The organism is Streptomyces sp. NPDC016845, from assembly GCF_044332585.1.
Lineage (GTDB): Bacteria > Actinomycetota > Actinomycetes > Streptomycetales > Streptomycetaceae > Streptomyces.
The window spans coordinates 22782-37241 of the sequence record NZ_JBIRPI010000003.1 but is presented as its reverse complement, the minus strand read 5'-3'; the positions used below and the strand labels follow the sequence as shown (position 1 = coordinate 37241).

The 14460-nt window shown below is 71.5% G+C and carries 8 protein-coding genes; 5 read left to right on the top strand and 3 right to left on the bottom strand.

What is annotated here, in order from left to right; all coding sequences use genetic code 11:
- The first annotated feature begins 37 nt into the window (after positions 1-37).
- From ACH4RC_RS10500 to ACH4RC_RS10480, 5 genes are read left to right on the top strand one after another with little or no spacing between them, the layout of a single operon-like run.
- Positions 38-1003 (top strand): ABC transporter permease, encoded by a 966-nt coding sequence (locus ACH4RC_RS10500; RefSeq protein ID WP_398197961.1) that lies wholly within the window; start codon positions 38-40, stop codon positions 1001-1003.
- On the top strand, positions 996-1781 hold the full coding sequence (locus ACH4RC_RS10495) for an ABC transporter ATP-binding protein (RefSeq protein WP_398197959.1): 786 nt from the start codon (positions 996-998) through the stop codon (positions 1779-1781). Before ACH4RC_RS10500 ends, ACH4RC_RS10495 begins: the two co-directional genes overlap by 8 nt.
- Before the next feature lie 24 nt (positions 1782-1805).
- Positions 1806-2516 carry a glycosyltransferase family 2 protein gene (locus ACH4RC_RS10490; protein ID WP_398197958.1) on the top strand — a complete coding sequence of 237 codons (711 nt, stop codon included), beginning with the start codon at positions 1806-1808 and terminating at the stop codon, positions 2514-2516.
- A complete protein-coding gene (locus ACH4RC_RS10485) occupies positions 2513-4756 on the top strand; it encodes a CDP-glycerol glycerophosphotransferase family protein (protein WP_398197956.1) in 2244 nt (747 codons plus the stop codon). Before ACH4RC_RS10490 ends, ACH4RC_RS10485 begins: the two co-directional genes overlap by 4 nt.
- On the top strand, positions 4756-6423 hold the full coding sequence (locus ACH4RC_RS10480) for a glycosyltransferase family 2 protein (protein WP_398197955.1): 1668 nt from the start codon (positions 4756-4758) through the stop codon (positions 6421-6423). Before ACH4RC_RS10485 ends, ACH4RC_RS10480 begins: the two co-directional genes overlap by 1 nt.
- Positions 6424-6557: 134 nt before the next feature.
- Here the strand turns inward: ACH4RC_RS10480 and ACH4RC_RS10475 are convergent, their stop codons facing one another.
- The 3 genes from ACH4RC_RS10475 to ACH4RC_RS10465 all read right to left on the bottom strand — a co-directional run bounded on the left by ACH4RC_RS10475 (position 6558) and on the right by ACH4RC_RS10465 (position 13976).
- Entirely contained in the window at positions 6558-8042 is a 1485-nt protein-coding gene (locus tag ACH4RC_RS10475) for a hypothetical protein (protein ID WP_398197953.1), read from the bottom strand.
- Complete coding sequence (locus ACH4RC_RS10470; RefSeq protein WP_398199135.1) at positions 8026-8826, bottom strand: polyprenol monophosphomannose synthase; 801 nt, start codon at positions 8824-8826, stop codon at positions 8026-8028. The genes ACH4RC_RS10475 and ACH4RC_RS10470 overlap by 17 nt, the downstream gene beginning before the upstream one ends.
- 209 nt (positions 8827-9035) lie before the next feature.
- Positions 9036-13976, bottom strand: a complete 4941-nt coding sequence (locus tag ACH4RC_RS10465; RefSeq protein WP_398197951.1) for an NAD-glutamate dehydrogenase — start codon at positions 13974-13976, stop codon at positions 9036-9038.
- Between the last annotated feature and the right edge of the window lie 484 nt (positions 13977-14460).

Here is a 14460-nt window from a genome sequence, read left to right as displayed (position 1 = left end):
AGCCCAGCAGGCCAAGCCCCGACCGAAAGCAGCGCATGTGAGTCAGGTCCTGGAGACACCCCCCACCCCGGCGACCCCCTCCCCCGGCACCACGGCGGAGCCGGGCGCCACAGCGGAACCGGGCACCACGGCGGAGCCCGACGCCGCCGCGCTCGCCGCCCGCTACGGGCTCACCGTCAGCGGCGCCCGCCCGTCACTGCCCGCATACGTGCGCCTGCTCTGGCAGCGGCGCCACTTCATCACCGCGTTCTCGACCGCGAAGCTGACCGCGCAGTACAGCCAGGCCAAGCTCGGCCAGGTCTGGCAGGTGGCGACGCCACTGCTGAACGCGGCGGTCTACTACTTCATCTTCGGCGTGCTCATGGGCACCAGCCACGGCGTGCCGGACTTCGTCCCGTTCCTGGTCACGGGCGTGTTCGTATGGACGTTCACGCAGTCGTCGGTGATGGCGGGCACCCGCGCGATCTCCGGCAGCCTCGGCCTCGTACGGGCGCTGCACTTCCCGCGCGCGTCGCTGCCGATCTCGTACTGCCTGCAACAGCTCCAGCAGCTGCTGTTCTCGATGTGCGCGCTCGTCGTGATCCTGCTCTGTTTCGGCGTCCCGCCGACCGCGTCGTGGCTGCTCGTCGTCCCGGCGCTGGTCCTGCAGTTCACGTTCAACACCGGGCTCGCCATGATCATGGCCAGGATCGGCGCGAACACCCCGGACATCGCCCAGCTCATGCCGTTCCTGCTGCGTACGTGGATGTACCTGTCCGGCGTCATGTGGAGCCTGGAGCACCTGCTGAGCAAGACGGACCTGCCGCACATCGTGACCGTGCTGCTCAAGGCCAATCCGGCCGCCGTCTACATCGACCTCATGCGGTTCGCGCTGATCGACAGCTTCACCGGCGACCAGCTGCCGCAGCACGTGTGGGCGTGGGCCCTGGGCTGGGCGCTGCTCGTCGGCGTCGGCGGATTCATCTTTTTCTGGAAGGCAGAGGAGACGTACGGCCGTGGCTGACCGCACACAGGAACCTGTCCCCACCGTCATCGTCGACCACGTCGACATCGTCTACCGCGTCAACGGCACGGGCGCGGGCCGCGGCACCGCCACCGCCGCCCTCAACCGCATCGTCGGCGGCCGGAAGAAAGCCGAGAAGCGGTCCGGCGTACGGACCGTGCACGCGGTCCGCGACGTCTCCTTCACCGCCTGCCGCGGCGAGGCCATCGGCCTCATCGGCACCAACGGGTCCGGCAAGTCCACCCTGCTCAAGGCCGTGGCCGGACTGCTTCCCGCCGAGCGCGGCCGGATCTTCACCGACGGCCAGCCCTCCCTCCTCGGCGTCAACGCGGCCCTGATGAACGACCTCACCGGCGAGCGCAACGTACGGCTCGGCGGGCTCGCCATGGGCATGAGCCGCGAGCAGGTCCGCGACCGCTACGACGACATCGTCGGCTTCTCCGGGATCAACGAGAAGGGTGACTTCATCACCCTGCCCATGCGCACGTACTCCTCCGGCATGGCGGCCCGGCTCCGGTTCTCCATCGCCGCCGCCAAGGACCACGACGTGCTCCTGATCGACGAGGCGCTCGCCACCGGCGACCGCTCCTTCCAGAAGCGCTCCGAGGAACGCATCCGCGAGCTGCGCAAGCACGCGGGCACCGTCTTCCTGGTCAGCCACAGCAACAAGTCGATCCGCGACACCTGCGACCGGGTGCTGTGGCTGGAGCGCGGCGAGCTGCGGATGGACGGGCCGACGGACGAGGTTCTCAAGGAGTACGAAAAGTTCGCTAGGTGAATTTTGTCCGCTTAGTGTGCGGGTATGCGTCGTGCCCGGCTGAGTGTGATCGTCCCCGTCTGCAACGTCGAGCTGTACCTCGAAGAATGTCCCCGCTCCCTCGCCGACCGGACCTTCACCGACTCCGAGGCGGTGATGGTCGACGACGGCTCGACCGACGCGAGCGCGGAGATCGCCGAGGCATGGGCCGCGCGTGATTCCCGCTCCCGGCTCATATCCCGGGCCGGCCAAGGCCTCGGCGCCGCCTGCGACGCCGGGGTGCGCGCCCTCGGCCCGGACACCGAGTACCCCGCCTTCGTCGACAGCGACGACACCCTCCCGCCGGGCGCCTACGAGCTGATGGCCGAGACGCTCGACGAGACCGGCTCCGACCTCTGCGCGGGCAACGTGACCCGCTTCCGCTCCGCCGGGCACGTCCAGTCCCCCGTGCACCGAGCGCCCTTCGCCGCGACGCGCCCTCGCACGCACATCTCCCGGTTCCGGCCACTGCTCACCGACCGCACCGACCCGCGCGGGCTGCCCGTGCCGCACAAGCTGAAGATCTGTCCGACTGTGCACCGGCGCATGGACGAACTGGCCGGGTTCACCGCCGTCGTCGACCCGGGCAGGTTCAAGCGCGGCGGCCGGTGGGTGGACGGCGTCGTCCGGCACGTCCGGATCGCCGTGGCCGGGGCCCGGGCGACCCCGCGCCGCGTCGTGGACCGGATACCGCAGAGGAACGGGGGCGAGGCATGAGCACACAGCTGAGCGTCATCGTGTACGGCCGCGACACACAGGGCCTGCTCGGCGGCTGCCTGGACGGCATCACGGGGCAGCTCCCGCCCGGCGCCGAACTGGTCACCGCCACCGTCGGCGAGGCCGCGCGGGGCGTCGCCGAACGGTACGGCGGCGCCGTCGTACCGCTGCCGCAGGGCGCCTCCGACTCGGCCGCGCGCGCGGCGGGCGCCGAGCGGGCGAACGGCGACTGGCTCTGGTTCGTGCATGCCAAGGACCGGGTGCCGACGGGGGCGCTGCGGGCCGTACTCGACCGGCTGGCGGAAGTGCCCGAGCACGCGCCCGAGCTAGCGGCAGGCCGCAACTGTGTCGATGTGCTCGTCGCCGACCACATCCGCTCGACCTGGCGGGGCACCCTCGGCGCCGGCGGCGACGCCTGGCGCCTGGCCCGCGTCGGCCGCCGCGACCTGCCCCCGGCCCACGCCCCCGACCTGCTCCGGGTGGCCCCCCTGCTCGGCAACCGGGTCGTGCGCGCCGCGTTCTGGCACGAGCACCACGCCGGCCTGACCAGGGCCGAAGAGGCGTCCGCCGAGATGTTCGCCGCCCGCGCCTGCCTGGTCCTCGCCGAGCGGATCGCCTGCCTGGAGCATGTGATCGTCGACGTACGTGAGCTGCGGCCCGAGAGTCTGCCCCCGGTGACGGCCGACGAGCGGTACGGGTTCGTCGAGGCCTACGAGGAGCTGCAGCGGCTCATGGCGCGGCTCGGGACCCCGGCCCGGCCACGCGCCGTCCTGTACGACCTGATGGCCACGGAGTCGATGCGGGTGGTGGCGCGCGCGCCGATGCCGTCCGCGGTGGCCAGGGAGTTCTTCCACCGGGCGTCGGCCGCTGCCGTGCGCTGGCGGCCCGAAGGGTACCGCCGCCCCGCCGGTCTCGAGGGCATCCGACGCCGCCTGCTCGAAGAGGACGCGTACACGAAGTACCGGGCGTTCCAGAGCGCCAACCACAAGCGGCGCGACGTGAAGGCGGCGGTGCGCGCCCGCAAGACGCGGCTCGGCGCGAAGGTGCGCGACCTGCACTACCAACGCGCCCTGCGCGAGCCGGTCGACCCCGGCCTGGCCGTCTTCTCCGCGTACTGGGACCGTGGCGTCGCCTGTAACCCGGGCGCCGTCGCGGCGAAGCTCACCGAGCTCGCGCCGCACGTCCGCCAGGTGTGGGTCGTCTCGAAGCGGACGGAGCCGCTGCTGCCGCCCGGCACGGAGCACGTCGTGCCCGGCACCCGCCGCTACTGGGAGGTCATGGCCCGCGCCAAGTACCTCGTCAACAACGTCAACTTCCCCAACGCGGTGGTCAAACGGCCCGGCGCGATCCACCTCCAGACCCATCACGGCACTCCGCTGAAGAAGATGGGGCTCGACCAGCTCGACTACCCGACCGCCTCCAAGGGGCTCGACTTCGACGCGCTGCTCGCCCGGGTCGACAAGTGGGACTTCAGCATCAGCTCCAACAGCCACTCCACCCGCATGTGGGAACACGCGTACCCCTCGCGCTACACCTCCCTCGACCACGGCTACCCGCGCAACGACGCCTACTACGGCGCCCGCGCCGCCGACATCCGCTCCATCCGCGACCGGCTCGGCATCGCGCCCGGCCGCCGCGCCGTCCTCTACGCGCCGACGCACCGCGACTACGAGGCGCGCTGGACCCCGCGCCTCGACCTCGCCGCGCTCACCGAACGCCTTGGCGACGGCACGGTCCTCCTCGTACGGGGCCACTATTTCTACGGCGGCGCCGCGTCCCCGCTCGCCACGCTCCGCCGCAGCGGCCGCGTCATCGACGTATCGGCGTACGACCCGGTCGAGGAGGTGGCGCTCGCGTCGGACGCGCTGATCACCGACTACTCGTCGATCATGTTCGACTACGCCAATCTGGACCGGCCGGTCATCGCCTACGCCGACGACTGGGAGACGTACGCGAGCACGCGCGGCGTCTACTTCGACCTGATGGCGGAGCCGCCGGGCCATGTCGCGCGTACACAGGCCGAGTTGACGGAGATCCTCGCCACCGAAGCGTGGCGTGACGAGGTGTCCGCGAAGGCCCGCGCGCACTTCCGGCGCCGGTTCTGCGAGTACGACGACGGGCGCGCCGCCGAGCGGGTCGTGCGCCGCGTCTTCCTCGGCGAACCGGAGGAGGCGCTGCCGCCGGTGGTGCCCGTCGAGGAGCGCACGCCCGCGCCGACGCCCGAGGAGGCGAGTTCCTGATGGCTGCCCCTCCCGATGTGACGGTCACGGTGATCGTCTTCAACGACGCGGAGCGCCTCCCGCGCGCGGTCGCCTCGCTCCAGGCGCAGACGCACGCGAACATCGAGATCGTCATCAGCGACGACCACTCCACGGACCACACCCCGCGGGTGGCGCGGGAGCTGGCGGCGTCCGACCCCCGCATCACATACCTGCGCCTGCCCGAGAACTCGGGTGGGTGCAGCGCGCCGCGCAACCGGGCCCTGGACATCGCCCGCGCCCCGTACGCGATGTTCCTGGACAGCGACGACGAGCTGCCGCCCCGCGCGGTGGAGCTGCTCCTCGCAGCGCACCGCGAGGACCCGTCCATCGACTTCGCGATGGGCGCGGTCGAGCGGATCCGCGTCGACACCGGCCGCGCCTCGGTCTGGATGCCGCATCTCGTCGCCGAGCGCCGCACCGTCGACGGCATCGAGGCCGAGCCCGGCTTCTTCTTCGAGCACCTGTCGACCAGCAAGATGTACGCCCGCGCCTTCCTCGACCGGCACGGCCTGCGCTTCCCCGAGGGCATCCACTACGAGGACCAGCTCTTCTCCGCCCGGGCGTACTGCCTGGCGAAGTCGTTCACGGTCGTCCCCGAGCCGGTGTACCGCTGGTACATCGCGCCGTACGCGGAGGAGTCCGCCGCCTCCATCTCCAACCAGCGGCACAAGCTGAGCAACGTCCGCGACCGCGTCCACGTCCAGGAGCTCATCGACGCCTTCCTCGACGAGGGCGATCACAGCCCGGCGCTCCGCGAGGCCAAGGACTACAAGTTCCTCAAGCACGACTTCCGCATGTACGCGAACGATCTGCCGTACCGCGACGAGGAGTGGCTGCGGGGCTTCGCGGAGATCGTGAACCCTTATCTGGCCCGGCTCGCGCCCGGCGCGTACGCCCGGCTCCCGCGCGCCGAACGCGTCGTCCTGCAACTGGTGCGCGACCACCGCCTCGCCGACGCGCGGCTCGCGGCCCGCGGGCTCGGCCAGGGGGTCGCCCCGCGCACGGCGGTCGCGGACCCGGCCACCGGAACCCTCTACTGGGGCGCGGAGATCCCGGCGACGGAGACCGCCCGCCGCGAACTGTCGCTGGCCGACCTGGCGCTGGACGCCCGTCCCTTCCCCCGCGCCTTGTTCCGCCACGAGATCGTGCGCCTGGAGAGGGGCCCAGGACCGGCGTCGGTACTGCTGCGGGTGCGCACCTACGACCCCGGCCTCCGCCTGCCCGTCGGCCCGCAGATCGCGTCGCTCGTCGTCTCCCCCGCCCGCAGACGCCTGACCGTCCGCTTCCGGCTCGACCCGGTGCGGCCCGGCGTCTTCGAGGGCAGGGTCCTCCTCGACCTGGCCGCGGCGTCCCTCCCCCACCAGGGCTTCGACGGCATCCGCCACCCGGTGCTGCAACTCCAGGCCCCTGGAGGCACACGCAACACGGGCCTGCTCCTCGCCCCGCTGGGCTTCCCCGCCTTCACGGGAGAGGTGCCCCACCACCGGGTGACCGTCGAGCCCGAGGGGCGCGGGGCGGGCCGGATGCAGGTCAGGTGGGAGACGACGGGGCTGACGGCGAAGGTCGTGCGCCCGGTGGCACGCCGGGTGTCGGGCACGCCGCTGGCCCGGAAGGTGCGGCAGGCGGTGCGGCTGGTCCGGGTGTAGTCCGGGTCCTGCGCGGGTCGGACGAAGCACGTTGCCGTTCGGCAGCGCCCCGAAGTGGCGCGGGGAACCACGCGACCAGCCTTGACGGCGCCGCAGTCGGCCGCACCCCTGTCGCGGCGCTTCCCGCGGAGCGCTCAGCGCCGGGAGACTCGGTACAGGAGCTGGCCGCGCGGGCCCACCGCCACCTTCTCCAGCGCCGGTCCGCCCTCCGGGGCCTCCCCGGGGTACGCCACCACCCACCCCACGCCGTACCGCCGCAGCACGTCCGCCCGCCGCCGGTCCGACGTGTCCGGCGCGAAATACGTACGCACCGCCGCCGCCCGCTCCTCCTCGTCGTCCAGGAAGAAGTCCGGGTAGCCGGGGGCCACCGTGTACGGCCCGTACGCCGGGATCTGGCGGGCCGGCCACTTCTTGGCCAGAACCACGTCCCCGTACTTCACCCACGGCGTGATCCAGTGGTACCCGGGCCACGGCTCCCGGTACCTGTCGGCGACGACGGCAGGCAGGGCCGAGCGCGGCAGGACGTGACCGAGCACCCCGCACTGCGCCCACGCCCCGACGAGCAGCGCCCCGGCGACGACCCAGCCGAGCGTCACCCGTACCGCGCGGCGCGGCGCGCAGAAGACCTCCAGGCCCGCCGCGACCTGCGCGGGGATGAGCACCGCGGGCAGCACCCGGCCCCACGACCAGTGCCCGCTCAGGCCGCCCGCCGCGAACACCACGGCCCCGAACACGCAGCACAGCACGAGCGGATCACGCCGGTCGCGCCGCCAGCGGAGCGCGAGCGCCGCGCCGCCGACCGGCGCCACCAGCCAGAAGCGGCCCGGCAGGCTCCGGTACAGGGAGCGGTGGATCTCCTCCAGGCCGCCGATGCCGAACAGGCCGAAGAAGGAGTAGTACGGCCAGAGCGCGAGCAGCGCCAGGCCCAGTGCGAGTCCGGCGGCGAGGCGTACCCATGCCGCCCGGCCGGGCCACGGGCGCGCCCCGAGCACCATCGCCAGCGCCCCGAGCGAGGCGACGACCCCGGTGAACTGGTGGCTCAGCAGGATCACCGCCCACAGGACACCGGCCCACAGGAAGTGCGGCCAGGCCGTCGCCCGGCGCAGCAGAGCCCACAGCCAGAAGGCGGCGCCCAGCGCGAACGTACTGGGGTAGGAGACGGTCAGCGCGAGGGAGTTCAGGCCGAGGAAGCCGCTCCAGTCGAGCAGGGTCGTGCCCCACAGCAGCACCAGGGAGAGCAGGACGAGGGCGACCGCGGCGGACCGCCGCCACCGCCCGGCCGCGCCCGCCTCCAGGAACGTACCGACGAAGGCCCACACCCCCGTCACCAGCACCGCGAGCGATACGAGCGCCGCGCCGCGCAGCACCACGAAGACCCCGAGCCCGGTCACCTTCGCGGCGCAGCCGAGCAGCAGCGTCCAGGGCGTGTAGTACGGGCTCGGCGCGTCGGCCGCGACCAGCGGGTCGCCGGGGTCGAGCAGGTCGTGCCGCAGGCGTTCGACGGTGGCGGCGTGGACGCCCAGGTCACCGGCCCACGGCAGCCGGACGACGACCGCCACCAGGAGCACGAGGAGCAGCAGCGCCGCGCCCCGCGCCGTCCGGCTACCGGCGACGCGCACTCGCGCGGAGCTTCCACGGCATGGCGACGGACTCCAGCTGGACCATCAGGTTCATCTTGGACTCGCCGACCGTACGGTCCTCGAAGTGGATCGGCACCTCCATGATCCCGAAGCCACGGCGCACCGCCCGGTACTTCATCTCGACCTGGAAGCTGTAGCCCGCGCTGTCCACGGAGGCCAGGTCGATGGCGCGCAGCGCGTCCTCGCGCCACAGGTTGAAGCCGCCGGTGATGTCGCGGACGCGGGTGCCGAGGATGGTGCCCGCGTAGGCGTTGGCCCAGCGCGAGAGCAGGCGGCGGTGGGCGCCCCAGGCGTCGGAGAGGGTGCCGCCCTGGACGTAGCGGCTGCCGAGGGTGACTGCGGCGCCCGTGGCGAGGGCGACGCCGAGGAGCTGGGGGACCTTGGCGACGGGGTGGCTGCCGTCGGCGTCCATCTGGAGCACGTACCGCGCGCCGTCCGCGACGGCCTGCCCCATGCCCGCGGCGTACGCGCGCCCGAGGCCCTCCTTGCCCGCCCGGTGCAGGACGCCGACGCGCTCGGGGCCGAACCGGCGGGCGTACTCGTCGGCGATCTCGCCCGTGCCGTCGGGGCTGGAGTCGTCGACGACGAGCAGCCGCAGGCCGGGCAGCGGAAGCTCCATCAGCGCGTCGGCCATCCGGGGCAGGTTCCCGGCCTCGTTGTAGGTCGGCATGACGACGGTCAGCGGTGTCGCGGCCCAGTCGGCGGGCAGCGCGGCGGCCCGGCTCTCCGGCTGCGTGTCGGACCCGGACGGCTTGGACGGGATCAACGGCATCGGCTCTCCCTGTGACTGCACATCTGCACATCAGCACATCAGCCGTGTGCACATCTGCACATTTCCGCATCAGCGCATCTGCTTACCTGTCGGACAATCATCTTCACCTTAGATGGATTGCCCTATTTTGTGGCGTAACGCGAAGAGGGCGCCCCGGGCCGGAACTCGTCCGGCCCGGGGCGCCCACCGTCACGTGACCCCTACGAGTGCACCCGCAGCAGCGTACGCATCGTCCGCATGGCCACCGACAGGTTCGCCAGGTCGAAGGCGTCCGAACCCTGGATCTCCTCCAGGGTCGAGCGCGCGCGGCCCAGGATCGGCGCGTTCTTCTCCTCCCACGCCTTGAACCGCTCCTCCGGCGTCGACGCCCCGTTCCCGACGGCCAGGACGTCGGCGGTCAGGGCGGCGTGCGCCGCGTAGAGGTCCTCGCGGATGGAGGCGCGGGCCATCGACTGCCAGCGGTCGGCCCGCGGGAGTTCGATGATGCGGTCCATGAGCTGGGTGATGGAGAGCCGGTCGGCGAGATCGTAGTAGACCTCGGCGACGGCCGTCGCCTCCTTGCCGGTCCGGTCGGCGATCTGCACGATGTCGAGCGTCGGGAACGCGGACGAGAACCCGGCGACCTGGGCGGCCAGCGCCTCCGGCACGCCGCTGCCGGTCAGCTCGTCGCAGATCGACTGGTACCACTCGGCGTCCGCGCCCCTGAGCATCTTCGGCATGGCGGCCCACACCTCGGCGACACGGTCCTTGAAGAAGGAGATCGTCTCGGCGAGCTGGAGCGGCTGCGGCCGGTTGTTGAGCAGCCAGCGCGTGCCCCGCTCGACGAGACGGCGCGAGTGCAGCCGGATCCGGGTCTGGACGTCGGCGGCGACGACATTGTCGAGCGCCTCCACCGCGTCCCACACCTCGCCGAGCCCGAAGATCTCCCGCGCGGCGAGCTGCGCCCGCACGATCTCCTCCAGGGACGCCCCGGTCTCCTCTCGGAGGCGGTGCAGGAACGTCGAGCCGCCCGTGTTCACCGTGTCGTTGACCAGCACCGTCGTGATGATCTCGCGGCGCAGCGCGTGCGCGTCGATCGCGTCGGCGTACTTGTCCCGCAGCGGCTTGGGGAAGTAGGCGTGCAGCAGACGGCGCAGGTAGTCGTCGTCGGGCAGCGTCGTGTGGATGAGCTCCTCGGCGGCCGTGATCTTCGTGTAGGCGAGGAGGACGGCCAGCTCGGGCTGGCTGAGCCCGCGCCCGGAGTTGAGGAGCTCCTTGATCTGCCGGTCGTTGGGCAGGAACTCCAGGGACCGGTCGAGGTGGCCCTGCTTGCCGAGGCGGCGCATGAACCGCTGGTGGGCGTGGAGCAGGGACGGCGACTGGGCGACGGCGTTGGAGAGCGCCACGTTCTGCGCGTAGTTGTTGCGCAGGACGAGGTGCCCGACCTCGTCGGTCATGGCGGCGAGCAGCTTGTTGCGCTGCTTCACCGTCAGGTCGCCGTCCGACACCAGGCCATTGAGCAGGACCTTGATGTTGACCTCGACGTCGGAGGTGTTGACGCCCGCGCTGTTGTCGATGGCGTCGGTGTTGACCTTGCCGCCGGTACGGGCGAACTCGATGCGGCCCAGCTGGGTCGCGCCGAGGTTGCCGCCCTCGCCGATGACCTGGGCGCGCACGTCCTGGCCGTCGACGCGGATGGCGTCGTTCGCCTTGTCGCCGACGTCCGCGTTGGACTCCGCCGAGGACTTCACGTACGTACCGATGCCGCCGTTCCACAGCAGGTCCACCGGGGCCTTGAGGATCGCCTTCATCAGCTCGGCCGGCGTCATCTTCGCCTGGCGGGACTCGATGCCGAGCGCCTCGCGGATGTGGTTGTTGAGCTGGATCGCCTTGGCGGAGCGCGGGAAGACGCCGCCGCCCTGCGAGATCAGCTCCTTGTCGTAGTCGGCCCACGACGAGCGCGGCAGCTCGAACATGCGGCGCCGCTCGGCGTACGAGGTCTCCGCGACCGGCTTCGGGTCGATGAAGATGTGCCGGTGGTCGAAGGCGGCGATCAGGCGGATGTGCTCGCTGAGCAGCATGCCGTTGCCGAACACGTCGCCGGACATGTCGCCGACGCCGACGACGGTGAAGTCCTGCGACTGGGTGTCGACGCCCAGCTCACGGAAGTGCCGCTCGACGGACTCCCAGGCGCCGCGCGCGGTGATGCCCATGGCCTTGTGGTCGTATCCGGCGGAGCCGCCGGAGGCGAACGCGTCGCCGAGCCAGAAGTTGTAGCTGCCCGCGACCTCGTTGGCGATGTCGGAGAAGGTCGCCGTGCCCTTGTCGGCCGCGACCACGAGGTACGTGTCGTCCTCGTCGTGGCGCACCACGTCGTTGGGCGGCACGACCTCGCCGCCGACCAGGTTGTCGGTGATGTCGAGCAGCGCCGAGATGAACGTCTTGTAGCTGCGGACGCCCTCGGCCATCCACGCGTCCCGGTCCACGCTCGGGTCGGGCAGCTGCTTGGCGACGAAGCCGCCCTTCGCGCCGACCGGCACGATGACGGTGTTCTTCACCATCTGCGCCTTGACCAGGCCGAGGATCTCGGTGCGGAAGTCCTCACGCCGGTCGGACCAGCGCAGGCCGCCGCGCGCGACCTTCCCGAAGCGCAGGTGCACGCCCTCGACGCGCGGCGAGTACACCCAGATCTCGTACGCGGGCCGCGGCGCGGGCAGGTCCGGGATGGCCTGCGGGTCGAACTTCATGGAGACGTACGCGTGCGGCTGGCCGCCGCCCGCCTCCTGGAAGAAGTTGGTGCGCAGCGTCGCCTTGATGACGGTGAGGAAGGAGCGCAGGATGCGGTCCTCGTCGAGCGAGGCGACCTGGTCGAGGGCGCCGTCGAGCTCTTCGAGCAGGCCGTCGGTCAGCTCGGTCCCGGCGCGCTGGCGCTCCGGCGACATCCGCGCCTCGAAGAGGGAGACGAGCAGCCGTGTCGTGTGGACGTTGGTACGGAGGGTGTCCTCCATGTAGTCCTGGCTGAACGTGGAACCCGCCTGGCGCAGGTACTTGGCGTACGCGCGAAGGACCATCGCCTGCCGCCAGTTCAGCCCGGCGCGCAGCACAAGGCTGTTGAACCCGTCGTTCTCGGCGAGCCCGGTCCAGGTCGCGGCGAACGCCTCCTGGAACCGCTCGCGGCCGTCGGCGCCGAGATCGTCGGCGCCGCCGTTGGCCGGCTTCGGCATCCGAAGCCCGAAGTCGTAGATCCACGCGGTCGTCCTGTCACTGCACCGCAGCTCGTACGGGCGCTCGTCGGTGACCTCGACGCCCAGGCGCTGGAGCACCGGCAGGACCTCGGAGAGCGAGACCGGCGCCCCGGTCCGGAAGATCTTGAAGCGGCGCTCGCAGGGCGCTGCGCCGACCGGCTCGTACAGCGAGAGCGCGAAGTCCTTGCCGCCCTCCTTCAGCTGCTCCAGGTGGACGAGGTCGGCGACGGCCGCGCGCGGCGAGTGGTCGGCCTTGTAGCCCTCGGGGAACGAGCCCGCGTAGCGGCGCAGCAGCTCGGCGGCGCGCTCCTCCCCGCACTCGGCGTTCAGCGCCTCGGCGAAACCGTCCGCCCAGGAGCGGGCGGCGTCGACGAGCCGCGCCTCGATACGGTCCTTGTCCGAGTCGGAGAGCTGGGGCAGCTCGGTGCCCGGCGCGACACGGACGACGAAGTGCAGCCGGGAGAGGATCGACTCGGTGTTCCAGGCGGTGAAGTCGACGCTGGTACCGGCCAGCTCCTCCTTGAGGATGTCGATGATCCGCAGGCGGACGCCGGTGGTGTAGCGGTCGCGCGGCAGGTAGACGAGCGCCGAGTAGTAGCGCCCGTACTCGTCCTGGCGCAGGTAGAGCCGCAGCCGGCGGCGCTCCTGGAGGTAGAGGACCGAGGTGACGATGGAGCGCAGCTCGTCGGCCGGGGTCTGGAACAGCTCGTCGCGCGGGTACGTCTCCAGGATCTGGAGCAGGTCGCGGCCGTCGTGGCTGTTGGGCGAGAAGCCCGCGCCCCTGAGGACCTCGGCGACCTTGCGGCGGATCACGGGCACGCGGCGCACCGACTCGGTGTACGCGGCGGAGGAGAAGAGACCGAGGAAACGGCGCTCGCCGACGACATTGCCGTCGGCGTCGAACTTCTTCACGCCGACGTAGTCGAGGTAGGACGGCCGGTGCACGGTGGCGCGGCTGTTGGCCTTGGTGAGGACCAGGATGCGGTGTTCGCGGGCCTTGGCGCGGGCGTCGGCCGGCAGCCGGTTGAAGGACGGCGAGACCGGGTGGTGGTCCTCGCTCTCGTGGTGCGGGTCGGCGCGCAGGATGCCGAGGCCGGTACCGGGCACGGCGGCCAGGGAGTCCTCGTCGGTGAGGGTGTACTCGCGGAACCCGAGGAAGGTGAAGTGGTCGGCGGCCAGCCAGCGCAGCAGCTCGCGGGCCTCCTCGATCTCCTGCTCGGCCAGGTCGCCCGCGGTGGGCTCGGCGGGCAGCTCCTCGGCGATGCGCAGCGCGGCGTCGCGCATCTTCTCCCAGTCCTCGACGCACTCGCGGACGTCGGACAGGACGCGCAGCAGGTCGGCGGTGATCTGCTTGAGGTCCTCGCGGTCGCTCTCGCGGTCCGTCTCGACGTGGATCCACGACTCGGTGAGCACGTCGTGGCCCTCGGCGGTGGAGCCGACGGGCAGCACTTCGAGGAGTTTGCCGGTGACGTCGCGGCGGACGACGACCTGCGGGTGGATGACGACGTGGATGCCGCGGCCCTGCCGGGACAGCTCGTTGGTCACCGAGTCCACGAGGAACGGCATGTCGTCGGTGACGACCTCGACGACGGAGTGGCTGCACGTCCAGCCGTTCTCCTCGACGGTCGGGGTGTGCACCTTGACGTTGGCCGTGCCCTGCGGTCGCGTCTCCGCGAGCCGGTAGTGCGCGTACGCGGCACCGAAGACGTCGACCGGGTCGCGGTCGGCCAGGTCCTCGGGCGCCGTGTGCAGGTAGTAGCGCTGGAGGAACGCGAGCACGGTCTCGTGGTCCAGGGGACCGTCCGCGCCCTCGCCCGCCGCCCCAGTCGGTAGGTGCCCCCCTACCGGGCTGTTCTCAGCTACCCGGGCGGCCCGTGCGAGCAGCTCGGCCTTGGCTTCGTCCAGCTTGGTCTGCATTGTCCTCTGGCTCCTGTCGCGCGCCATTGCGTGACGTAGACGTTCCGGTGATGAAGCGATCGACGCAACGCCGTGACGCGGGGTGTCCGGTCAGCCTCGACGTTATGCCGGTTTGGAAGAAGAGCGGACGGTAATGCGCCATTTTCAACGAACTGGCCATCCGCCCGAAACGATCAGTGGCTGCGCGCCGGGCACGGTCGCGGTGGCGACCCGTGTCTTCCCGGCGCGGGCAGGGGGCGACGATGCCCCCGCGAGATATCGCGCTGATCACGGCACCAGGCTATCGCTCTCCGCGGGGGACCCGTCATGAGCTGTATGTGTACAAAACCTACGGTCGAACTTTGACACTCTGCACAGATGCGCGCCCCGACCCGTGCCAGGGCCCGCCCTCTTGCCAGGACCACGGGGCGGCGGGCACGTTGGGCACAACGGCGGATACCCGACCGCCGGGGGGAGGGTGTGACCAATGGCACCACCAACGTCA

Coding starts and splice junctions, on each gene's coding strand:
- ACH4RC_RS10465 (WP_398197951.1), bottom strand. CDS start 13,976: ATGCAGACCAAGCTGGACGAAGCCAAGGCCGAGCTGCTCGCACGGGCC.
- ACH4RC_RS10485 (WP_398197956.1), top strand. CDS start 2,513: ATGAGCACACAGCTGAGCGTCATCGTGTACGGCCGCGACACACAGGGC.
- ACH4RC_RS10480 (WP_398197955.1), top strand. CDS start 4,756: ATGGCTGCCCCTCCCGATGTGACGGTCACGGTGATCGTCTTCAACGAC.
- ACH4RC_RS10490 (WP_398197958.1), top strand. CDS start 1,806: ATGCGTCGTGCCCGGCTGAGTGTGATCGTCCCCGTCTGCAACGTCGAG.